The organism is Cohnella suwonensis (genome assembly GCF_042655365.1).
GTDB classification, from domain to species: domain Bacteria; phylum Bacillota; class Bacilli; order Paenibacillales; family Paenibacillaceae; genus Cohnella; species Cohnella suwonensis.
The window spans coordinates 65,295-88,894 of sequence record NZ_JBHSMH010000082.1 but is presented as its reverse complement, the minus strand read 5'-3'; the positions used below and the strand labels follow the sequence as shown (position 1 = coordinate 88,894).

The following is a 23,600-nucleotide window of genomic DNA, read 5'->3' as shown; positions in this document are numbered from 1 at the left end:
TTAACTGATGGGAACGGGGGCGGGGTAGTGCGGCTATCCCGTCTTTTTATCGTTAAGGGGGCCTGTAACGATGGGAAATGCGGCAAAACCTATATTTAAGAAAATACTGTTCGTGAGACGCATCGAAGACGGGAATCGTTTGCGGATCGGCGAGTTGATCCCGAAACGGGCGGTTGAAATCGAAGATGAGGATGGCTCCATTGCAAAGCTCATTCGCCTCATGGATGGGACAAGAGATACAGATCAGATTTGGGACGAAATGAAGCGGGACCATTCCGAGCTTACAATGGACGATCTTATCCAGATGGTGAGTGAATTGGACGAACTGGGGTTTTTGGAGGATGCAAGAGCGGAGGGGCTCACCCGCTTATCCCTGGAGGAGAGGGATCGGTATAAGGCGAATCTGAATTATTTCTCGCTTTATTCCACGATGACAAAGAGCTCGATTCATCTGCAAGAGCAACTGAAGCAAGCTCATATCACCATTATTGGAGTCGGAACGCTGGGCTCCGGTATCTTATTTAACCTGGCATGCCTAGGGGTGGAGAGCGTTCGGATCGTCGATTTCGACCGCGTGGAGCGTAGCAACTTGAATCGGCAGATCCTCTACGACGAACAGGATATCGGGAGACGGAAAATCGACGCCGCGGCGGACAATATCCGGCGGTTTCACTCCGCGATGAAGATAGAAGCGGTGGATTTGGAAATGACGTCGGCAGAAACGGCCAAGCACGTCATTGCCGGCAGCAGCCTGGTTGTGCTGGCAGCGGATCAGCCGTTTGTACAACTGGAAAGATGGGTGAATCAGGCATGCCTAGAGCTTCGGGTGCCTTGGATCGGGGGCGGTGTTAACCTGGTCGAAGGACAATTTTATTCCGTCATCCCGGGTCAAACCGGTTGTATCGAGTGCAATCATTTGATCCAAAATGAAGCCGATGCCTCCCGCGCTTCGTTCCTTACGGAATACCTGGCATCCGGCTTTAGAATGCCCAGTACGGCCATTGCGGCTCATTACATGCTGCTCATCGGCGCTGTCGCAAGCGAGATCGCGCGAATGCTGACCGGCTTCGCTCCGCTGCAATCGGCCGGAAAAGTGATCGCGATGGATTTTCACACATACACAAGCGAGGTACGGATGGACTTCACGGCCACTCATCCACGGTGCCCTCTTTGTAACCCGATGAAGTCCCGTAGCTTTGACGGATGAACAACTCGACCTAAATCACCGCGTTTTGATATTCGAACAATTTCCCGGTCAAATTCCCGGTCGGATCGGGAATAACACTATTGTTGGCGGGACATAGGTGAAATTAACATGGAGAGATTCCATGCAATTTAGTAGAGGGGTTGGATTAGTGATATGAGAGTCAAACTTCGATTAGCTATTATGGCATTCGTCATTGTCATTGCGGCGGTTGCCGCAGGTTGCTCCGGGACCGGGGATTCCGGCGATAAGGATGGCGCAGAGATTGCGGTGGAAGGCGGAGAGAAGGGAAGCGTGACGATCACGACGGATGCCGGCAAGACGGTGCTGTCCTCCGAATCCGAATGGCCGGAAAGCTTTCCGGACGAAATTCCCAAGCCGGAGGGAATGAAGGTAACGGCTTCCTCTCAAAATGATGCAGGCAACACTACGGTTTCAATAGAAACGGAGAAGCCGTTCGACGAAGTGGTGAAGCTTTACCAGGAGTACGTCAGAAGCGCCGGATATGCGCAAACCCTCGAAATGAAGGAAAGCGGCTATTATATGTATTCCGGGACTCGAGGTAAAGAGATGTTCATGTTTACTTTGGGCTTGGACCAAGAGGATAAACGGACCGTTACCGGAGCGTTCGTTTATGAAATCAAGGGGTGATGCAAGTGAAGTTCTTATGGCGAAAAGCAATTCTCATGGCGACGATTTTAGCCCTATTGGTTTCCATGCTGCCTCCGGCGGTACCCGCGCTCGCGAATGGCGGGCAACTGCCGGCACAGGAGGAACAGGGGACCTATAATGTAACGCAATTCATTTCCGAGGCGACGATGGGGAACGCAGCGCTTGCGGAAGCTTTGGCTGCGCCTGATCTGGAGCCGCTGCCGGCTGCGGTCGGAGGGGTCTTGACGGTTAAGGGTCAAGCGGCATTGGATTCGGTGGTCACGGTTTATTATCATCTGGAGGGCGGTAACAAGCAGGTCGGTCGTTCCGCTTCGGTGACCGAAGTCGTTTACGGAGACATCGGCAGTTTCGAGCTGGATGCTTATTTAGGATCCGAGGATGGAATTTATGAAGTATACGTCGTAGCGGTGAAGGGCGGGGAGACTAGCGCGCCTTCGGAAACGCAGAGGGTGGAACTGGATACGGTTACTCCGCTGGAACCGAACTTTGACTCATGGAGCAATCCGGCTTACAATCAGGTGCTGCTGGAATGGAAGACGAGCGACAGCACAATTCCCAATCCAGATGGAAGTTATTCTCCTGACCTTACCATCGACCGATATGAGATTTGGAGAATCGACGAGGGAGAGACAGTAAACAAGAAAATCGGGGAAACCAAAGAGCTGTTTTACCGGGATCAAGATTTGCAGGAAATGAAGATTTATACGTATGAGATCTACGCGATTGACAGAGCGGGAAATAAATCCGCGACACCGTCTCGCATAAAGACCGCGACCACCCACCAATACGGGGTAGAGATGGCGGCAGTATCCACAGAAACGGAAGGCTTCTCCGGACTGTGGCATCCGACCATTTCAACGGACGGAAGCACGGCCGCTTTTATCGGCAGGAGAGGTACATCTATCGGTTTATATACGTATAACGTCAGTACAGGGCTTGTTGAACGTATCGGCGATATGAAGAATATTACGACCACTTTTGACACGGACAAACCCTATGCGTTGTCTGGCGACGGAAGCATCGTGGCTTACGCCGCTTTAGAGAGCGGCTCTTTAACTTCCGATTTATATATTTATGACCGGAAAAACAGCAAATTTACCTCTGTAGGTAACGGCAGCATTCTACCGACATGGCTGTCGCTCAGCGAGGACGGAGAATGGCTGGTTTTCACCAGTTCATCCGATCAGGTCGTCCCCGGAGACACCAATGGCTATAGCGACGCTTTTCTTTACCAACGTTCGACGGGCATATTGAAAAGGATCAGCGTGAACAATGTCGGGGAAGAAGGGAATGGGTCCAGCAATCAGACAGTCATCAGCGGCAACGGGCGGTATGCGGCATTTTTCTCTTGGGCTACAAATTTGCAGGAAGGCATAAGCGATGGAAACAGCCATTTGTACGGATATGAAGTCCAGACGGGCGAGATAAAGAATGTCAAATTCACAATCGACAACGAGGAGATCTATGTTAGCGGGGCTGCTCTTTCAAGAGACGGCCAATCGATTGCTGCAAGCAGTAACGGGGAAACGTTCTTGCATAATCGGGAGTCAGGGGCGACCGCAGCAATATTTGATCCGAACCTTAACAATGGAGGGCTTGGGGTTCCACAAATCAGCCCAGACGGAAAATACGCAGTGGTGAGCTATTACAACCGGTCTGAAGATGGTTTGTACAATTCTCTTCGCGGCGCAGTTCTTATCAACACTGTAACCAATGAAGTGAAGCATATCGGTAATCGCGCGCATGCAACCAGAGTTCCAAATATCAGCGGCGACGGCACCCGAGCGGTTTACAAAATCGGATTGGATGCCGGCAGCGGCGTTCATGTTGTCTGCTTCGACGGCCCATGTACCGCAACTCCTCCACCGGAGGATCAGATCAACTTCGTCGATTGGTCGCATCCGAATGTGGTTGACGGACAAATCCCGATGGGTTCCGATCTCGCTATTCGCGCATTCGGCACCGCCGGTCAGGAGCTGCAAGCGGTAATCGGTTACCGGCTTCTTGGAGATGAAGCCGTGCGGCAAGCGACCGTAGGCATGGGAGAGATTTCTGGCCAGCTCGGCGTCTATCAGGCGGCATTCACGCTTCCGGCGGGTACGGAATGGATACGGTCCATTCGGGCGATCTCCGCCAGTGATCCTAAAATCACGGCTAGTGCCGCCCGGCTTCCGCTGCAGGTTGCCGGCGAGCTGCTCGTAGAGATCGACAATACGTATTTAGATGCCTTAAAGGGATCTTGGGTGATGTTGTCCAGTGAGGACAACCTCTATCGAACCGGATTTAAATGGACGGAAAATAAAGACTATGTCGTATCGCTACCGGGTCCGGCCCGGTACAAGGTGGAAATGATCGATACCGCCGGACGGCGTCTGCGGGAGCATGCCGAGGCGGCCGTCACCAACGTTGTACGAGCCGGCACGACGTTGTCGCCGGTGCCTCTCGCCGGATTTAAAACGGTGATTAGAACGGCCGGCGATGCGGAGGTTCGCGATGCGGTGCTGCGCATATACGACGATGACAGCAATCAATTGCTGGAGACCGTCAAATGGGTAACGGGCTCCTACCGCATGAGGACAGAGCGCTATGCCGGGCAAGTCATTCGGGCGGAGGTTGAACTTCCCTCCATGTATGCGCAGCCTGAGCCGCAGCGGATTACGCTGAGGCCCGGCGAGAATGAGCTGGCGCTTACTGCAAGCAAACCTACGGCGGGTGTCGTTCATGGCGTAGTTACGAACCAGAATAATCGTCCAATGGCAGGGGTAACGGTTCTGCTCATGAATAAATCCGCCATCGAGAGCAAGACCGTAACGAACGAGCAAGGCGCCTACTCCCTCACTGGGCCTGCGGGAGACTTCCTTCTCGTGGCAGAGAAGAAAGGACCGCCGAATTATGTGATCCCCGGCGGGCCCATTAAAATCAAGATGGAAAAAAGCACGGATGCTCATCTTCCCTTACAAGTGACGAGTTACGGTCTCGGGGATATTCAGATGGATATGATATTTACCCCGCTGGATGAAGCGCCGCGCGAGCTAAACATCGAGGATTGGCGGCAGGCCGTGGATTATGGCGTTACCGCAACGTCGAAGAATCCCTCATTTAATGCGGAACCGCGCCGAGCTTTCCAGAATCGGATTCCGATCCGGGGCACGCCGGGGGATGAGGTTCAGGTTTGCTCCTATAATCTATTGGAAAATTATCAACTAGTCTGTACGAATATCGTGCTGGACGACATGCGCAACGGTTTCGCTCATTTGAAGCTGGAGGAAAAAGCGCGTATCGTCGGCCAGGTAGAAGGAATGAACAATTACAACCGGCTGCAAGGCGCTTTGGAAAAGAAAGAAGGGGAAAGCTGGAAACATTCGGGCACATTGAAATTCGAAGCGGACGGAGATTTCACGATTCGCCTTTCGGAAGCAGGTGTTTATCGGATCAATCTTGCGGATAAGAACACCGACAAGAGGTTGATTCGCGAGGTGACGGCCGAGGAAGGCAAAATCCTGGAAATCCCCCCTCTCGTATTCTCGGATGAGCCCTTGCTCTTCTATGGCCAAGAGGGAAATGGACTCCATGCCAAAAGCGAAGCGAGCGCAGGCGAGGCGGTATCCTTCCGGGGAAGCTATCGCATCCCGGTGCAGCTTGCGGATGCGAATTTAATCCTTGAAGTTCCTTTTGGTGCCACGCTTCAGGAAGAGAGCGTGATGGTAAACGGAACCGCGGCCAGCTCCGTCAAGCAATCCGAAGGGCGTTATCTCATTCCGCTTGGCGGGCAATCGGCTGGCCAGTCGGGTACGATTCATTATCGGTTGAAGATGGGCAATGAGAACCTCAAGCAGATGGAAGCCAGGCTGTCCATATCCTATCGCAAGGGAAGCGATGCGCCGACAGAGGAGCTTGTCGGCGCGGTATATCTGACGCCTGTTCAGCTTACTCTGACCGCTCCGCAGCGCTCTGCATCGCAGAAGATTTATGCGAGCGGACGGGCGCCTGCCGGAAGCCGGGTGACGGTAACGGCCGACGGGGAGACGATCGGCACGGCGGAGGCTTCTCCGGTCGGCTTCTGGAGCGCTGCGGTCGAGCTGCCGGAGAAGCCGGATTCTTCGATCTGGCGCACGAGCATAGAATATGAACTCCGAGCGCGCGTGTCTTTGGCAAGCGGCGTTCTTCAATCGGAACCCGCAACGGTATCGATCGATTCCACTCACGCGGTTGTCGATCAATTTACGATAAAGCAACCCGACGGGCGTACGGTGACTACGGATCCGCAAAAAGGGGTCTCCAGATTTCCGTATGTGATCGTGCCCAATGTCCCGTTGATTCTTGAAGCGAATGTGACGGAAGCGAGTCGTGTATCCAATGTTCGGATTCATGTAGGGGATCAGGCAGTTTCGGCTGAAAGACTGGGAAGTTCCACGACATTCAGAGCGATAGTGACTCCGGAAGTCACTTCGATGCAAACGGGCATTTATGTAACCTACGACACGGCGCCCAGCACTGCCCGGATGCCTTCGACACCAACGACCGAACAGTGGCAGAGCTATTCGAGAACGATGCCGGAAGGCTTCCGAAATACCGCTTACGAGCAGCTCAGCGCGGAAGAAACGCGGAAAGTATTCGGCGACTCGTCAGGAAACGGCTTCTTCCATTCGCCGGCGTTCAAGATCAAGCTGCCGGAAGGAACGTTCGTATACGCCCGAATTTCCGCGAAAGGCGTGAATTTGGGCGAAGAGGGATCCAGCCCCTACCGCAGCTTCGAGAAACAAGTGAACGAGCAGGCAGGGACTGTCACCTTTACGAGCGTTGTGGCAACCCGGTTATTTACCAATGAGATGAGAGCCGCTTATGCCTCGTTTGCGGGCGACTCGATTAATACCGACCATGTCATGAATGTGATGAGTTTTGTCTCGCCGGAATCCAAGCTGACCAGCGCATTGGGATACTTGAACACGGCGAAGGGATACGTCGAAGATTTTCTCGATTTCAAAGACTATGAGAACGATTTGGTCAGCTTCACGGAATCCGTCTACGGCGGCGAGTGCGATGGTCCTTCGAGGGCGCACTACTTGCAGCAAGCCGAAAACTTGTACGAACAAGCCAGTGAAATGCTGGTGCTGAAAGCTACATTCGCAGGCATCGGCGGAGTGGCGGGTGTCGTAACGGCCGGTTGGGGCGCACTCGCGATCGGCACGGTGCTTACGGTTTTGGGCGATTCGGCAAAGGCGACATGGCAACAAAATCTCGATTACTTGAAGAAAGATTTTGAGGATAATAAAGCTTGGCGGGACCAGATGGCCGCCGCCGGCGCCATCGAGCGGTGCCGGGATGATGAGGACAAACCGAAAGACGACAAGCCGAAGGATAAGGATAAGGTTGCGGATCCGGTCTGGATTTGGGATCCGAGCGGCTACGTCTATGAAACGGTGGAAGGCAACCGGCTGGAAGGGGTAACCGCAACCATCGAGTACCATGATCCCGACACGCTGGCCTGGAGCGCTTGGGATGCCGATTGGTACGGGCAGGCCAATCCGCTCGCGACGGACCGAAACGGGCGTTACGGCTGGGATGTGCCGGAAGGCAAGTGGCGGGTGCAGTTCGAGAAGGAAGGGTATCTTCCTGCGGTCTCTCGGGAACTCACCGTATTGCCGCCGCGTTTTGACGTGAATGTCGGCATGGTGTCGCTGCAAGCTCCGCAGGTCGTGGATGCGTTGGCGACAACCGGAAGCGGCGTGCAGCTGGCGTTCTGCAAATACATGCTGGTCTCTTCGGTGAAGCAGTCTGGTGTTGTGACATTGGAGTCCTCGAACGGGGAGAGTATCTCCGGCACCGTGGAAGCGGTGGACGCCGAGCAGGATGGGGACGGTCATGAAGTGGCTCGATCATTCCGGTTCATCGCGTCCGCGCTGCAGGCCGGTCAGACTTATCGGGTCAAAGTACTGGCACAAGCTTCAAGCTACGCCTCTATTCCGATGGAATCGACTTATACAGATGACCTGACGGCGCTGGATTCGAATGCGGTGCCGCACGATGCAGCCGACAGGCCGGAGGTAATTGCCGGACAAAGACAGCTGCTTGTCCAGTGGGGCGAGTTGGATATCGCGGAGCTGGATCATATGAAAGTGTACTGGAAACGGGCTTCGGACAGGGATTTCGATCCATCGGTTACGGTTGACGTTGACAAGGGAACGGGCTATGCGCTTTTGACAAACCTGGAACCAGGGATCGCTTATACGGTGAAGGTAACAACGGTGAATGATGCCGAGGTGGAATCTCTCGGCGTGACCGCTGTGGGGACCGTGATCTCGGAGAAAGCGCTGGTCGCGGACGTGACCCCGCCTAGCGAGGTGGGGTCACCAAGCGCAGCAGCAATCGGAACGGATGGCTACAATATCACGTGGACAGATCCGGCGGATCCTGATTTGCGCAGCGTCATCGTTTCCTGGCGCAAGCTGGGTGACGCGAGCTATTCAGAACCGGTCAATGTGGAACGCGGCGTAGGCAAGGCGGAGCTGCGGGCTTTGCAGCCGCAGGCTTCCTATGAGGTGAAGCTGGTTACCGCGGATACGTACTTTAATCTTTCGGCGGGTAAAGTCATTCGGGTCGGGGCGGTCGGCACTGGCGGCGTAGGCGGTGGCAACGGCAATCCGACTTCTGATCCGACTCCAGCCGGGAATTCCGACTCGAAGGCAACGGTGAAGCTGTCTTTGGAAGCATTGGAGTGGTCGGGATTCGAGGGAGATGTCCGACTGTCTGCTCCGGAAGGGACGTTCAACGCGGACTCCAAGCTTGTCTTGAGCCGGAATCCGGAAATCGGTCCTCTTTCGGGGAAATACAGGCCGTTTGGTCCGCTTCTGGCCATTGCGTTCGAACCGGCTTCCTCCGGCGTCAGTCCGGCATTCCGCAAAAGGCTGCAGCTTTCGCTCCGGGTTCATACGCCACCCGCGGAGCTGATCGACTTGCTCAAGCTGGGTATCTATCGGAAAGATGAAATGTCCGCTCAATGGGTGTATGCGGGAGGCGTATGGAACGCAAAAGAAGGAATGATCGAAACCGAAATCGATCGGACCGGCGAATATGCCGTTCTCTCCTACGCGAATCCTTTCGCAGACGTGACGAGCCATTGGGCGAAGCAGGAAATCGATATCCTGGCTTCCCGGCATGTCTTAAGCGGGGTAAGCGAATCGCGGTTCGCTCCGGAGCGAACGATCACGAGAGCGGAGATGGCTAAATTGCTTCTGGCGATAGTGAATCAAGAGGAGAATCCGGGCGTAACTTCGGAATCCGAATCTTCATCCGGCGTCTTCAAGGACGTGGATGAAGACGCATGGTACGCGTCGTACGTTAATCAGGCAGCCAAGCTTGGCATCGTGGCAGGGAGCAACGGGGAATTCCGTCCGAACGATCCGGTAACCCGTCAAGAAATGGCGGTCATGCTAGGGAATTCGCTCCGGATCAAGGTCGACGGAAGCGCTGCGGGAGCCCGATTTGCCGATGAAGAATGGATTTCGGACTGGGCGGAACCCTACGCGCGGACATTGAAACAGCTTCATCTGATGGAAGGTGTGGGCGACAATCGCTTCGATCCGAAAGGGAAAACGACTCGCGCTCAAGCGGCCGTCATCCTCCTCCGTTCGCTGGATCACTTAGGACGAATCACAAAGGAATAACAGGAAGGATTGGATCCAGGCCCATGACCTTGCGCATGGGCCTGGATGTTTTATGCGTATTCCGCTTACATGCGGATGAAAAAAGATAAGCCGACGGAATAAGTCCCGTCGGCTAATGTTGTCGAGAAAGTCCTTATCCACGGTTACTCAATCGTATTTTTGCCGTTCTGCCGTTTACGCCTAGCCGTTTTCACCGCAACAGCTAAACAACCTGCAAATATGCAGGTTGTTTGGCTCGTTTATTTAAAAGTTCGTAGACAACCTGCAAATATGCAGGTTGTTTACTACTTTTCGCGAGAAACGCTCCATTTCGACTCGACAAAATGTATTATTGCAGGTTGTTGAGTCGTTTTGACAAGATTACCCCAAACAAACTGCACTTTTGCAGGTTGTCGGGAGAAGGCGCTTCAATGGGCGGCAGCGAATCCCAGGGAATGCGCGTAACATATCCGATGGAGCAAGGCTTTTCGGATACAAAGTGCTCGCGGGTTTCTCGACGATCTAAGCCGACGGAGAGAGCCTAGAAATTCTCCAACACAAGCTTGCCGATCATTTCACCGGAAAGAACCTTCTCATGCGCGATTCGCAAGTTAACGGCGTTGATCGGTTCCAGACGCTGGGTGATCGATGTCTTCAGTTCTCCGGAATCGATCAAATCGGCGACTGCATTGAGCAGATGATGCTGTTCGATCCTATCTTCCGTCCGATACTTGGCTCGGGTAAACATCAGTTCCCAATGGAAAGAGACGCTTTTGGAAAAGATCGCATTCAGGTTAACAGGTTGATTCGTTGGTACGATGGAGCATATTTTTCCTTGGGGAACAATGGCTTCGGCCATATTCTCCCAGTGCATGGCCGTGTCATTCAAGCAGAAGATATAATCGACATTCTCCAAACCAAGAGCTTTCAATTGCGGGACGAACGCTTCTTTATGATTGATGACGAAGTCCGCCCCATGATCTTTGGCCCAGCGGACCGATTCCTCCCGGGATGCCGTTCCGATGACCGTTAAACCGGAAAGGTTGGCAAGCTGGGTCGCAATGGATCCGACCCCTCCAGCGGCGCCGATGATCAGAATCGTTTGGTTCCAATTGTTCTGCTCGTTGCGGCTGATTCCCAAGCGGTCATATAATCCTTCCCAAGCCGTCAGCGATGTTAAGGGCATGGCTGCGGCCTGCGCAAAATCCAGACTGGCCGGCTTTCTCCCCACGATTCGCTCATCGACCAGATGGAACTCGCTATTGCAGCCCGGACGATCGACATCGCCGGCATAGTAAACTTCATCCCCCGGCTTAAACAGCTCGCAGTCGAGACCGACCTGCTCGACGATTCCTGCCGCATCCCAACCAATGATTCTAGGTGTGTCCCTTTCATCCATCTTCGCGGCCCGGCTTTTGACGTCGGCAGGATTCATGGAAATGGCTTTTACGCTTACCAGCAGATCTCTGCCCGTCGGAACGGGCTTTTCCACTTCGAGATCCATGAGGTATTCGGGATCGGTAATGGGTAGCGTACGATAATAACCGATAGCTTTCATGGTTTAAACGAAGCGGGTTTGCTTCTCGGTGATTCGGCTCTTTTGCAAAAACTCCGGATCCGTCGCAACCGTTCCCGCTTGCCCCCAGTTGGCTAGTGGCGTATCCCGCAAAATAACGAGCACTTTATCGGGCGGAAGGTTGAACATATTTACCGTAACGTCGGTCAATTCCTTCACCCATTGCTTTTTTTGCTCCGGACTAAAGCCTTCCCAACAGTCGATATTGATGATTGGCATAAAAACCTCACTCCTTATATTTGATTGCTAAACTTTTACAATGTAGTCTAGCTTCGCTAATTGTAGCATATCTACAATGATTGTCAATAAGTTAATGCGCATTGTAAGTTGGCGATGCTTATCGTAATATAGTTTCAAGAGAACACAAAAAGAAGGCGGCCTATCATGAACGAAAACGAACAATCGGTGAACGTTTTGCTGGATTTTGATCTATTAGGCAAATTGGTGGTTGGAATCGGGGAAGTATCGGATATTACGGGAGTTCCGCTAAGACAAATCCGATACTGGGAAGAAAAGGGCATTATTCATTCTTCCAAAGAAGGTGAAGGGACAACGAGGAAATACGACTATCTGAACATCAAAAAAATCGTTTTGGTCAAGGAATTAATGGATGACGGTTATACCTTGGATGCGGCGGCAAAGAAGGTCGAGGAACGAATGAGGAATGTTAACGAAGTGTTCGCGAAGCTGGCCAAGCGCAGCACGGAAGACAGTCAGGAAAAATAACGATTAACAACGACTACGGTCACATCGTGTCGTTCTTCATTTTCTCGACCATCCGCGCAGCCTCGTTACGATCCGCGGCATGCAGCTTGTTCAACACCAACGCTACGTAATTGGACACGGTTTTCGCGGACAATCCCATCTCCCCGCCGATTTGGACATTGGAATACCCTTTGGAGATGTAGAAAAGGACCTCCTTCTCTCGAGCGGTAAGCGAGGTGAAGGAATCCATTTGGGAAAAAGGCTTGGTCGCATAGTCGATCATCCGGGTCGCCACATCGCGGCTGAAGATGGCTTCTCCCGCGGCGACGGCTCGGATGGCACGCAGGATTTCTTCTTTGTCGGCATCTTTAAGAATATAACCTCTTGCCCCCGTCTTCATCGCGGTGATGACGGATAAATCATCATGATGCATGCTTAGAAAAAGAATTTGAACTGCTGGGTGCTTTTCTTTGATCCGTTTGGCCGCTTCCACGCCATTCATTCCGGGCATGCGGATATCGATAAGCATGACATCCGGCAATATTTGATCGCAGAGCGAGATGGCTTCGAGGCCATTGGTCGCTTCGCCCGCGACCTCCATGTCGTCTGCCGTTTCCAGAATCGTTCTCACGCCTTTGCGATACATCGGATGATCGTCAACGATTAATATTTTCATGATGGCCTACACTCCAATCCGGATTTAATTGCAGCGGCAACCAGGCCGTGATCCGGGTTCCACTCCCTTTTACAGGCTCGATCAGGCACCTGCCTCCCAGTTCCGCAGCCCTTTGCTTGATGGATGCCAAGCCGACTCCGGCCCCGGCCCCTCTATTATCTTCCAAACCTTGCATGTCCGTCCGCGGTATTCCAATGCCGTTGTCCCGGATTTCCACGAACAGTTCTTCTTTTCCTCTTCCCATTCGTACCGCGAGCGTCACCCGGCACTCATCGGCTTGCGAGTGTTTCACGATATTGACCAGCGATTCGGTTACGATGCGATACACCGCGACTTCAACGGCAGCGGGTAACGGCGGCAACGAATCCGCCAAATCTACTTTCATGCGAATATGCCCTGCGGGAGCATCCCCGTGCTCGGAATGGAGTTGCATCAATTGATCCGCTCGCTGTCGAATCGCTTCCGCCAGGCCATACTGATCCAAGGCCGGCGGTCGCAGATCGTGGACGAATTCCCGAATTCCCCTTACCGTGTCGAGGATATCCTCTTCCAGTTCCGTTATTATTCGCACGGCCCTAGGAGGATCCTTGCGCATAAAATCCCCTGCCGCCGATGCCCTTAACGCAAGCGAGGCTAGCCGAGGCGCTAAGTCATCATGCAAGTTGTTCCGTATGGAACGCCGCTCCTCTTCTCTTGCGAAGATCAACTGCTCTCTCGACGCTTGCAGCTCCTGCATGAGTTGACCGATATCCAGCGACTGTTTCAATCCGTGGACGACTCTCGCGGATTCCCTGCTGAGCAGTTGGAGAAGCCTGTAGTCCGCCTCGGTAAACGGTTCATCGGGCGCGCGCGGCGAAGCATACAAGCTTCCGAGCTCCTCTCCGCCCATGACAAGCGGGAACCGCACGGCTTGAGAGTCGCGCGGAACGCCTGAGATGGCCGCGTCCAACTCGCGCCCTTGAAGAAACAAAGTGATGGAAGCATAGGGCAACTGCATCGTTTCTTTTACGGTGGAGACGACTGCCTGCAGCACTTGTTCGGAGTTAAAAGGCTCTCTCAGCCGATCGCCCAATCCGATCAACAGCGAAACCGGATCTTCCCGTTTGCCGTACACCAACCGGTTGACCAGTTTATCCAAGCCTTCTTTGATCGGAGAAAACAGGACTGCGACCAACCCTGTCGCTAATAACGGAAACACGCCGCTTTCCGTCCGGAACACAAGGGAAAGGTACCACACGGTTGCCATATAGATGCCGAACACGACCGCCAGCAAAGCCACGTACACGAAACTTCTGCGTACGACGGGCGGTACGCCCCATAATTGATGTTTCAACAGAGCGGAGCCGAGCGAAAACGGAATGAGAAGCATAATGATCCTTACGGTAAGATCCAGCCAAAAAACATCCGCCATATAATATTCGGGCCATACTAGGAGAAGCAGACTGACGGATATTAACGCCAGAAAAGCACCAATAAATCCGTAAGCAACCTTGCCAATGGCATGCCTTGCTTCCGATGTTGCATTCTCGCGATACTGGGTGAATTGGCTGTACGAAAGCGTACCATAAAATAACATCACCCAACAGAGCGATAACCACAGAGGCCATCGTTCGATTTGAATTTCCGGGTACGGCAAATAATAGGGAACGCTCCGAGCCAGAAAAGCAGCTCCCGCGACCCATGGCAGCCAGTCGCGAGTCATGCGGCCGCTAGGAAACCATAGCGCGAAGCACATGAAGCCCACCAGCGATGCGTTCTGGGCGAGAGGAACGAGTAACGACGATCCTTCCCACTGCATGTTGATTTGATTCCCGAACGCGAAGTTGATCAGCGTGAATGCCGTAATAAAACCAAGGACATCCTTCGGCTTCAGCAACAGAATCAACGCGGCTACGAACACGTAACAAAAATAAAAAAACAGATCGAGCGCGATATAAAACCACGCAAAGCCGGATGCGGTAAATCCGAATAATTCGTTCCAGCTTGCAGGCATGACGCTGATCGTCATATTCGCGCATCCATCCGTCGAGCCGAAGCACGAATCTTTGAGATAGCGGTAATAAAAAGGCAACGACGCGATATAGCAGACGGTTAGAAACAGATTTACGGCAATGGTTCCGCTATACAATGCAAACAGCCACCGGGTATTCCGGCGGCGATTGCTTTGCATGGGTTGAGTCGGCGGCTCTTGCAAATCATTCATAGGGTGTCACCTGGCACGTTTACTGTATAGTAAAACAACGGCATAGACGAGGCTATAAACCAAGGAAGCGAGTCCTCCCGCGATGCCCCAGCTCCCCGGATGCTCGGGAACGGCGAGAGCAGCGGCACCCAGATAAGCATAGGTCATGCTAACAATCACGCCGAGAGCCAATGAGCCCGGTCGTTGCGATGCCGTCAGAAAGCCGGCGTAGATTAACGCAAGGAGCATCGCGCCATGTTCGCCCCAACGGAAATACTCGCCGGTTTCCGAGAATTGTTGAATGCACGCATGGATCGCTACGGGCAGCAGGATGACTGCCGCAACGACGGTCAACCATACGAGCGGGCGGGAGTACCCGGCGGACGATTCAAGCCTGACCGCTAATGCCCGATTGTGGTAGAACGAGTATAGGACCGACAATACAAGGAAGAACATGACGAACACGAAAGCTTTTTCCAATGCCAGCTTCGGAGCGGTGATCGCGAACGTCGCCAGAAAAATGAGATGGCCGACCGCGTAGAAATGGAGCAGCATAGGCTTCTCGAAAGGCCGACGAAGCATTGCGATCAAGCTGCCGCCGAATAAGAATGCCAACAGCGTACCGTGCGACGCCGCAAGCCAACTATGGGAATCCGGCATGTTCGATACCGGAATCCAAGGCGCCATGGCTTCTATAGCCCCCTCTAGAACAACAAAACCGAACAACGTAAACAATACCGCGGCAACAACAAAGCCGATGCGCTTCCAGCGCCCTGGCTGAGCGACCGGCATGGCCGTATTCATTTCGCATTTCCCCTCTCGAACGTTATGATTCAAGATTAACGAGAGGCGTTCAATGTGAATAGAGGGCCATTCCCGAACTCGTCGGGAAAGGTTTCGGGAAATTCGTATCCGAATCTAGCTTACCAGAGTCCTCGTCTCAATAGGAAGAACCGACGGAAATAAATTCCGTCGGTTCTTTTGATTTACCTGTCTTCGCCCGCGAATCCAATTCGGAAAAATCTTCCTAGCAATTTCCCGATCGATCCGGGAAAACGGCCCTTGTGCATGGGATAAGGGGAATATTACCATGGAAAATGGAGGGAAACCCAATGGAGAATGGATGATTGCATGTGAACCGCAAGATTTTGAACATCTGCTCGGGAGCTTGCTGCCGGGAGCTTCCGTGTAGAGGGCAGGGCATATGTCGTTCCGGAAGACGATTCATGATCAACCAAGATGTTCGTTAATGTCGAAGAGGAGGATCGCTTATGAAGCAGAGCGATACTGGAAAGAGTGCGTATCCGACCGGCCATTCCGATAAGGGGCACAGTCCGCTTCCGGGAATTACGCTGCCGAAGGGCGGCGGTGCCGTTCGAGGGATCGGGGAACAGTTCTCGGTCCGCAGCTTGACGGGGACGGCGTCTGCAGCGGTTCCGCTGAGCCTGACGCCGGGAAGATCGGGGTTTTCGCCCGAACTCTCCCTGACGTACGACTCGGGCGCAGGCAACGGTCCATTCGGTCTGGGTTGGAACTTGACCGCCTCGTCCGTGACGCGTAAGACGGATAAGGGTTTGCCGCGTTACCGGGATGCGGAGGAGTCGGATGCGTTCCTGCTTTCCGGGATGGAAGAGCTGGTGCCGTTCGCGGGACAGGAGCTGCGTATTGAAGGACATTATGAAGTACGCAGATACCGACCGCGCGTCGAAGCATCACCGTCTCGGATCGAGAGATGGGAACATCGGGAGACGGGGGAGTCGTATTGGAGAGTCGTCTCCGGAAGCAACGTGACAAGCTTGTACGGCCTTTCGGCAAATGGAAGGATTAGCGATCCGTCGCACCCCGAACGCGTCTATCAGTGGTTGTTAGAAGAAACGTCGGACGACAAAGGTAACGTTATCCGTTACGGGTATAAGCCGGAAAACGGCCAAGGGATCGATCGCGGATCGCCCAGCGAAAGAAACCGAATCGGCTATGCGAACAGGTATTTGAAGACGATCCGGTACGGCAATCGGAATCCGCATGAACGGGAGGGCTGGTTGTTTACCGTTGTACTGGATTACGGGGAACATGATCCGGTTCGGCCGACCGAAGAGGAGATCCGGCTTTGGCCCTGCAGACATGATCCTTTCTCGACCAACCGCGCGGGGTTCGAGATCCGAACATACCGCTTATGCCGAAGGATTCTTATGTTTCATCATTTCGAGGAATTAGGAGAAACCCCGTGTTTGGTCCGTTCCGATGAGTTTTCTTACGAGGAAGGGAAAGCGCTATCCTTTCTGAAAAGCGTTACGAGAAGCGGATACATCAGGCAGGCGGACGGCAGTTACGTCAAGAAATCGATGCCGCCGGTTCAGTACGAGTATTCCCGATCCAGCCTCGATTTCTCCGTTCAGACGCTGGATGAAGCATCCATGGCAAATATGCCCGAAGGACTTCGGGGGCGCGGTTCCCACTGGACGGATCTGTATGGAGAAGGGTTGTCCGGCATCTTAACGGAACACCATGACGCTTGGTATTACAAACGGAATTTGGGAGGCGGCCGATTCTCCCCGATGGATCAAGTCGCGGTGAAACCTTCCGCGGTTGCATTGAATGAAAACGGCTGGCGGTTGACCGATCTGGACGGGGACGGCGGAAGATACGCCGTTCAATACAGCGGACCATCTGCAGGCTATCACGAACACGATTCGGAAACGAAGGCCGGCTGGGGAAGGTTCACTTCATTCGCCGCTCTGCCGAACATCGACTGGAACGATCCGAATTTGCGCTACATCGACGTGACGGGCGACGGGAAACCGGATTTGCTCGTAACGGAGCAGAATGCCTTCTCCGTTTATGAATCATTGGGAAGAGAGGGATTCGATGCCGGGGATCGGGTACCCGTATGGGACGACGAAGAGAAAGGTCCCGCGCTTGTGTTCTCTGACGAGACGCAATCGATCTTCCTGGCCGACATGTCCGGGGACGGTCTAACCGACATTGTCCGAATCCGGAACGGGGAAGTGTGTTACTGGCCCAATCTCGGCTACGGAACGTTCGGCGCCAAGATGACGATGAACGATTCGCCGGCGTTCGACTTCCCGGACGGATTTGACCGGCAAAGGATCCGGCTGTACGATCTCGACGGTTCGGGACCCGCAGACTTACTGTATTTGGGGGGAAATGACATCAGGTTTTGGCTGAATCTGGCCGGCAACGGCTGGAGCGAAACCCAGCTGATAAGCTCGCTTTCGTATAACAGCCCCAATACGAGCATCGACGTGGTCGATTTGCTCGGAAACGGGACGGGATGTCTCGTATGGTCGTCGTCCTTGCCTTCGGATGAGGGAAGGCCGATCCAATATATCGACTTGACTGGCGGCACCAAACCGCATTTGATGACTGCAGTCATCAATAACATGGGAGCGGAGACTCATATCCGTTATGCTCCTTCCACTCGGTTTTTTTTGCAGGACCGGTTGGAAGGGCTAGATTGGGTGACGCAGCTGCCGTTTCCGGTGCATGTCGTGAGCCAAGTGGAAACGATCGACCGGATCGGCGGCAACCGGGTCGTCACCCGGTACGCGTACCGCCACGGCTACTATGACAGGAAAGAGCGGGAGTTCCATGGCTTCGGCAGGGTCGATCAGTGGGATACGGAAGCCTTCGGGCTTGCCTCGGACACCGCAGCGGTTCCCCGCCTTCCCCCGGTCAGGACGATTACCTGGCACCATACTGGCGCGTATTTCGAGCGGGATACGGTCTCCCGCAAGTATGCAGCCGAGTACTTTCGGGAGTCCGGGCTTCCCGAAGCGGCGACCAACCGGTTGCTGCTGCCCGATACGCCGCTGCCATCCGGCTTAACGGTTGAGGAAGAACGGGAAGTTTGCCGGGCGCTCAGAGGATCAATGCTTCGCCAAGAGGTGTACGCGGAGGATGGGACGGAGCGCAGCGGCCTGCCTTACACCATAGCGGAGCGAAGTTACCAAGCTGAGCTTTTGCAGCCGCAAGGCGTTTATCGGAACGCGGTTATTCGCGTCCAAGGGTGGGAGTCGATGGATTACCACTTGGAGAGGAATCCGGCGGATCCGAGGATCAGTCACCAATTGACTCTGGAAACGGACTCTTATGGCAACGTCGTACGCAGCGCGGCGATCGGCTACGGACGCAGGATCGCCGACCCCGCTCTAAGTCCGGAGGATCAGGCCAAACAAGCCGCGATGCATATCGTGCTCACGGAAAACCGGCATACGAACGGGATCGATCAGGATGGCACGTTTCGGCTCCCGGTCGTATACGAAACGCGCAGCTACGAACTGACCGGCTTGCCTGCGGCGGGGGTGCGGCTGCCATGGGTGGAAGTACTGATTGCTGCCGATGCTGCCACGGAAATCGCTCACGAAGAGAAGCCCGACGGAACGTTGCAAAAAAGGCTACTGGCCGGAACTCGCACGCGATTCCGCCGGAACGACCTGTCGGGTGGGCTCCCCGCAGGCATGCTGGAGTCGCTGGCACTGCCTTACGCCTCTTATCAGATGGCTTTTACGCCGGGCATGTTGGCGGAATGCTACCCGGATATTGAGGCAGTGGGACTGCTGCTGGATGAAGGCGGGTATGTCCGATTCGACGGAGATCCTCACTGGTGGATTCCGTCGGGAACGGCAACATATTCGGAAGGTGCGGAAAACCGGTTTTTCTTGCCTGACGGTTTTATCGATATCGCTGGTAACGCTTCCTCCGTGAATTACGATCGGTATGGATTGTTGGCCGTCCGAAGCGTGGATCCGCTCGGAAATACGGTGAACTGCGAGAACGATTACCGGGTATTGCAGCCCTGCCGAATGACGGACCTGAACGGCAACCGCTCCGGCGTCTGCTTTGATGTCCTGGGCATGGTTACGGGCACCGCAGTCTCAGGTAAGGATGGAGAATCCGCCGGTGATACGCTTGACGGCTTTCTGGCCGATTTGGACGACGCAACCATCCTGCACCTCATGGAGCATCCGCTGGAAGAACCGCATCAGTGGCTTGCCCGGGCATCCTCCAGAACAGTTTACGACATGGAACGGTATCTTAGGACAAGCGGTAACGAACATCCGCAGCCGAACGTTGCATGCACGTTCACCCGGGAGACGCACGATGCCGATCTCCCTCTGGGCGGAACGACAAGAACGTGCGTCCGATTCCTCTATTCCGACGGCTTCGGCAGAACCGTACAAAGCAAAAACCAAGCGGAACCGGGAGAGGTGGATGGTAAGTCGTCGGCGGAGCGATGGATCGGAACCGGTTGGACGGTCTACAACAACAAAGGCAAAGCCTATAAAAGCTACGAGCCGTTTTTCAGCAAGAATCACGGCTATGAGGTTAAGCAACAGGGCGTCAGCACGACCGTGCTATACGATCCGGTCGGCCGGGCGGTCGTCACGATCCATCCGGACCATTCGTACGAGAAAGTCGTTTTCGACCCGTGGAGGCAAATAAGCTGGGATGCCAACGACACGATCCACCCGTCGTTCCGGTACGATCCGCGGGGCGGACACCAGCACGAATTGCCGGATCCCGCGTTTCATCCGGCCGACGATCCGGATGTGGGGGGGTATTTCCGAAGCCTGCCCGATGGAGAGTATTTGCCGACGTGGTACGCCGCCAGGATGGTGCCGGAGCTTGCGCAAGCCAAGTGGCCGGACTTTGATCCGGTCACTGGCAAGCCGATCCCGGGACAGGTCACTGTCCGGGCAGAAGAGTACATGGCGGCGGTCCGCGCTGCCAGACATGCCGCGACGCCGACCGTCGCATATGCGGATAACCTGGGGCAAACGTTTTTGGCGGTGGCGGATAACGGCAAAGATGCATCAGGAACCGACCGGTTCCTGGACACGCGAACCTACCCGGATGTGCTAGGACGATCGGAGAAAACGGAGGATGCGCTCGGACGAACCGTCACCGAGATGCGTTACGACATGACCGGGCGAACCTTACACGAAAGCGGGATGGACGCCGGATTCCGGCTCGCGTTCATGCATGCCGACGGACAAGCGCTTTATAGCTGGAACAGCCGGGGCTTCCATTACCGGTATACGTACGATGCGCTCAGGCGGCCGCTCGCGGTTTATGTTCAGCAGGACAACGGAACCGAATTCTTGATTGCGAGAACCGTATACGGGGAAGCCCATCCGGACTCCCGGCTGAATGAAGCTGGCGTTCCAGTAAGCGGCAAGTTGAACCTGCGCGGCAAAGTATGGATGGTGCTCGACGGTGCAGGAGCGCTCGTGAACGTCGGCACCAACCCGCAGACCGGAGAGGAGATGGCGTACGAATTTAAAGGAAACCTGCTGTCAAGCTCCCGAAGATTAGCCAAGGATTACAAAGGGCAGACCGATTGGTCCTCCGCCGAATCGATTTTACTGGAAATGAAAATGACGGGAGCCGATTTGCGGGAAAAGCTTCAGGATGCTTTGAACCTTCGGCTCGAAAATGAATCGTTCCATTCGCATAACCGTTACGACGCCTTGAACCGTCCGATCCTGACGACCGCCCCGGACGGAAGCGTCCTCAGACCGGTTTACAACGGGGCGGGTTTGCTCGAACAGGTCCATGTTCGCATCCGGGGGCAAGAAAATCCGGAGACGGTGTTCGTCGAACGGCTCGACTACGACGAGAAAGGCCAGAGGCAGCGGATCGTGTACGGCAACGGCGCAACGACGACCTATCAGTACAATCCGGAGACTTACCGGACGTCTAGAATCGTGACCAAACGCGCTGCGGACACGGTACAGGATCTTCGCTACACGTACGACCCCGTCGGAAATATCCACTTGGTCCACGATGCCGCGCGACAGGACATTTTCTACAACAATCAGGTCGTTTCGGCAGGCAATCATTACTACTACGATGCGCTGTACCGGTTGACCGAAGCCAAGGGCCGCGAACATATCGGCCTCGCGGAACGGCCGCACGCCGATTACGACGACGGCCCCCGCACGAACCTGCCGCATCCGTCGGACGGCTCCGCAATGCGGTTGTATCACGAGTTCTATCTCTACGACGACGCCGGCAACCTCACCCATCTGATACATCAAACGGGCAGCGGGTCTTGGCAGCGGATTTTCCGTTATGAAGAGAGGAGCTTGCTGGAAAGTTCGCGATTCAACAATCGGTTGTCGGGATCGAACGCGGGCAGCGTGATGGAAACGTACGGTTATGACGAGCACGGGAATATGACATCCCTGCCTCATCTCGGCGAAATGTCGTGGGATCATGCCGACAAGCTTCGCAAGGTGAACTTGGGCGGAGGCGGCACGGCTTACTACGTCTATGATTCGAGCGGACAACGCGTCCGCAAAGTGATCGAGCGGCTGAACGGGACGCGGCAGAAAGAGCGGCTCTACCTCGGCGGTTTCGAGGTTTACCGGGAGTATGGAGGCGATGGCGAGCAAGTCGCGCTGGAACGGGAGACGCTCCACGTCATGGACGATGAGCGAAGAATCGCACTGGTGGAAACGAGATCGCAAGGAACCGATAACTCGCCGGAGCAGCTTGTTCGATACCAGATGAGCGCGAGGCTCGAATCCTGTTCCCTGGAGCTGGACGAAGAGGCACGGATCATCAGCTATGAAGAGTATTATCCCTACGGAGGCACCTCCTGTCAGGCAGTATGGACCGATATCGAAGTGCCGCGCAAGCGATATCGGTATACGGGAAAAGAAAGAGACGAGGAGACCGGGTTCTATGATCACGGTGCTCGTTACTATGCGCCTTGGCTATGCCGCTGGACGGCCGCCGATCCGATCGGGACCGGCGACGGCTTGAACGTGTACGCCTACGTCAGCGGGAATCCGATCGGACTCAGCGACCCGACGGGGACTTCGGGCGCGGACGACGAGCCGATCATACGGGCATATGACATTCCGCAAGTGTCTGGACCGGACTATTCTTTATACGCCGAACCGGGCATGGTATACACCAGCTACAATCAGGCATGGGATGGGGTAGTGAACCCTAACAATTCTCCTTGGGAGCGGGGTGCCTTCGGTGTTCTGGCTGTCGCTTCACTGCCATTGGCCTTTGCAGAAGAATCCGGACGTATGATCGTCAACATTCCGCACGTCCTATTAAACGGTGGTAAGAGCCTCGGTGAACATTCGGCCAGGGGGTATCTGTTGGCGAAAGCGGGTGAGCCAGGAGACGCTTTCGTCGAAGGTCTGTACGCGGTTCAAGATACTTCTATCGCTTTCTTGGAAACGACGGTGGCGATCGCGCCGGGTACCGGACCTGTGAAAACCGCCGCTGCTCTCGAGACTGAGGCGGCCATCGCAGCCATGAGAACGGAGAGCAAAATGGCTGCCTCGGCGGTCGCTGAGTCAGGAGCGGCGATGGCGCAGAGCACGGGGAAATCGGCTGGCAAAACGGCTACCTCTACCTTCAAAGGGAAAGCCAGGCCTCCCCGGATTCCGATTGTGAATCCGCGCATCGTGCCCGAAGGGGCGCTGGGCGAGGGCATTGTTGGCAAGGCTTACCCAGCCAGGACGAGGCAGTTGTACCCCCGCACGGGGCTGCTCGGCAAATTAGGGGTGAAGCAGCCACGGTATTTCAGACCCTCCATCGACATCGTGGACAGCTTGAAGGGCAGTGAATTCCGCAAGACGCTTAAACACGAGCGAATGCACGTCCGGGATTTTCTGACGCGCCCTGAATTGATGTATCACGGATTAGGAGCCAGATCCACATTGCGCTCATGGATCATCCCCGGAAGGGGCTTTGCCCAATACTGGTTGGAAGCTAGAGCATATAGTCGGGAACTCGGATGGTCGGGAGTCTTACCCGACTCCGTACTCGGTTCCATGTGGGATTGGCGGCCGATGTGGAATCTCATTTACGACTCGCTCTGGACCGGCGGGCTTTCCTACGGCTTGTATCAGACTTACGCAGCTGAGTAGGCTTTCCTTCAATTCTCTAATTTC

At 54.6% G+C, this 23,600-nt stretch carries 10 protein-coding genes; 5 read left to right on the top strand and 5 right to left on the bottom strand.

Going from position 1 to position 23,600, the window contains the following annotated elements:
- Positions 1-70: 70 nt before the first annotated feature.
- From ACFPPD_RS19975 to ACFPPD_RS19965, 3 genes are all read left to right on the top strand, one after another.
- Positions 71-1,207, top strand: a complete 1,137-nt coding sequence (locus tag ACFPPD_RS19975; RefSeq protein WP_209748142.1) for a HesA/MoeB/ThiF family protein — start codon at positions 71-73, stop codon at positions 1,205-1,207.
- Between the two features lie 153 nt (positions 1,208-1,360).
- Positions 1,361-1,855, top strand: a complete 495-nt coding sequence (locus ACFPPD_RS19970; RefSeq protein WP_209748144.1) for a hypothetical protein — start codon at positions 1,361-1,363, stop codon at positions 1,853-1,855.
- 35 nt (positions 1,856-1,890) lie between these two features.
- Positions 1,891-9,540, top strand: coding sequence for an S-layer homology domain-containing protein (locus ACFPPD_RS19965; protein ID WP_209748146.1), 7,650 nt, complete (start codon positions 1,891-1,893; stop codon positions 9,538-9,540).
- A 520-nt stretch (positions 9,541-10,060) separates the two neighbouring features.
- Here the strand turns inward: ACFPPD_RS19965 and ACFPPD_RS19960 are convergent.
- Together ACFPPD_RS19960 and ACFPPD_RS19955 are read right to left on the bottom strand one after the other, a co-directional pair.
- A complete protein-coding gene (locus ACFPPD_RS19960; RefSeq protein ID WP_209748148.1) occupies positions 10,061-11,077 on the bottom strand; it encodes a zinc-binding alcohol dehydrogenase family protein in 1,017 nt (338 codons plus the stop codon).
- A gap of 3 nt (positions 11,078-11,080) precedes the next feature.
- Positions 11,081-11,314: a tautomerase family protein gene (locus tag ACFPPD_RS19955; protein ID WP_209748150.1), complete on the bottom strand. Its 234-nt coding sequence runs from the start codon at positions 11,312-11,314 to the stop codon at positions 11,081-11,083.
- A 165-nt stretch (positions 11,315-11,479) separates the two neighbouring features.
- On the opposite strand from ACFPPD_RS19955, the gene ACFPPD_RS19950 reads away from it, so the two are divergent.
- The gene (locus ACFPPD_RS19950; protein ID WP_209748152.1) at positions 11,480-11,821 is read left to right on the top strand and encodes a MerR family transcriptional regulator; all 342 of its coding nucleotides are present in this window, start codon (positions 11,480-11,482) and stop codon (positions 11,819-11,821) included.
- 19 nt (positions 11,822-11,840) lie between these two features.
- Here ACFPPD_RS19950 and ACFPPD_RS19945 read toward each other — a convergent pair whose 3' ends face one another.
- Genes ACFPPD_RS19945 through ACFPPD_RS19935 form a run of 3 tightly spaced genes read right to left on the bottom strand, consistent with a single transcriptional unit; the run spans position 11,841 to position 15,462 of the window.
- Entirely contained in the window at positions 11,841-12,476 is a 636-nt protein-coding gene (locus tag ACFPPD_RS19945) for a response regulator transcription factor (RefSeq protein ID WP_209748154.1), read from the bottom strand.
- The gene (locus tag ACFPPD_RS19940) at positions 12,457-14,679 is read right to left on the bottom strand and encodes a sensor histidine kinase (protein ID WP_209748156.1); all 2,223 of its coding nucleotides are present in this window, start codon (positions 14,677-14,679) and stop codon (positions 12,457-12,459) included. Before ACFPPD_RS19940 ends, ACFPPD_RS19945 begins: the two co-directional genes overlap by 20 nt.
- A gap of 6 nt (positions 14,680-14,685) precedes the next feature.
- A complete protein-coding gene (locus ACFPPD_RS19935) occupies positions 14,686-15,462 on the bottom strand; it encodes a hypothetical protein (RefSeq protein WP_209748158.1) in 777 nt (258 codons plus the stop codon).
- Positions 15,463-15,929: 467 nt separating this feature from the next.
- On the opposite strand from ACFPPD_RS19935, the gene ACFPPD_RS19930 reads away from it, so the two are divergent.
- Positions 15,930-23,576 carry a SpvB/TcaC N-terminal domain-containing protein gene (locus tag ACFPPD_RS19930; RefSeq protein WP_209748160.1) on the top strand — a complete coding sequence of 2,549 codons (7,647 nt, stop codon included), beginning with the start codon at positions 15,930-15,932 and terminating at the stop codon, positions 23,574-23,576.
- Positions 23,577-23,600: the final 24 nt, after the last annotated feature.

Coding starts and splice junctions, on each gene's coding strand:
- ACFPPD_RS19975 (WP_209748142.1), top strand. CDS start 71: ATGGGAAATGCGGCAAAACCTATATTTAAGAAAATACTGTTCGTGAGA.
- ACFPPD_RS19970 (WP_209748144.1), top strand. CDS start 1,361: ATGAGAGTCAAACTTCGATTAGCTATTATGGCATTCGTCATTGTCATT.
- ACFPPD_RS19965 (WP_209748146.1), top strand. CDS start 1,891: ATGGCGACGATTTTAGCCCTATTGGTTTCCATGCTGCCTCCGGCGGTA.
- ACFPPD_RS19960 (WP_209748148.1), bottom strand. CDS start 11,077: ATGAAAGCTATCGGTTATTATCGTACGCTACCCATTACCGATCCCGAA.
- ACFPPD_RS19955 (WP_209748150.1), bottom strand. CDS start 11,314: ATGCCAATCATCAATATCGACTGTTGGGAAGGCTTTAGTCCGGAGCAA.
- ACFPPD_RS19950 (WP_209748152.1), top strand. CDS start 11,480: ATGAACGAAAACGAACAATCGGTGAACGTTTTGCTGGATTTTGATCTA.
- ACFPPD_RS19945 (WP_209748154.1), bottom strand. CDS start 12,476: ATGAAAATATTAATCGTTGACGATCATCCGATGTATCGCAAAGGCGTG.
- ACFPPD_RS19940 (WP_209748156.1), bottom strand. CDS start 14,679: ATGAATGATTTGCAAGAGCCGCCGACTCAACCCATGCAAAGCAATCGC.
- ACFPPD_RS19935 (WP_209748158.1), bottom strand. CDS start 15,462: ATGAATACGGCCATGCCGGTCGCTCAGCCAGGGCGCTGGAAGCGCATC.
- ACFPPD_RS19930 (WP_209748160.1), top strand. CDS start 15,930: ATGAAGCAGAGCGATACTGGAAAGAGTGCGTATCCGACCGGCCATTCC.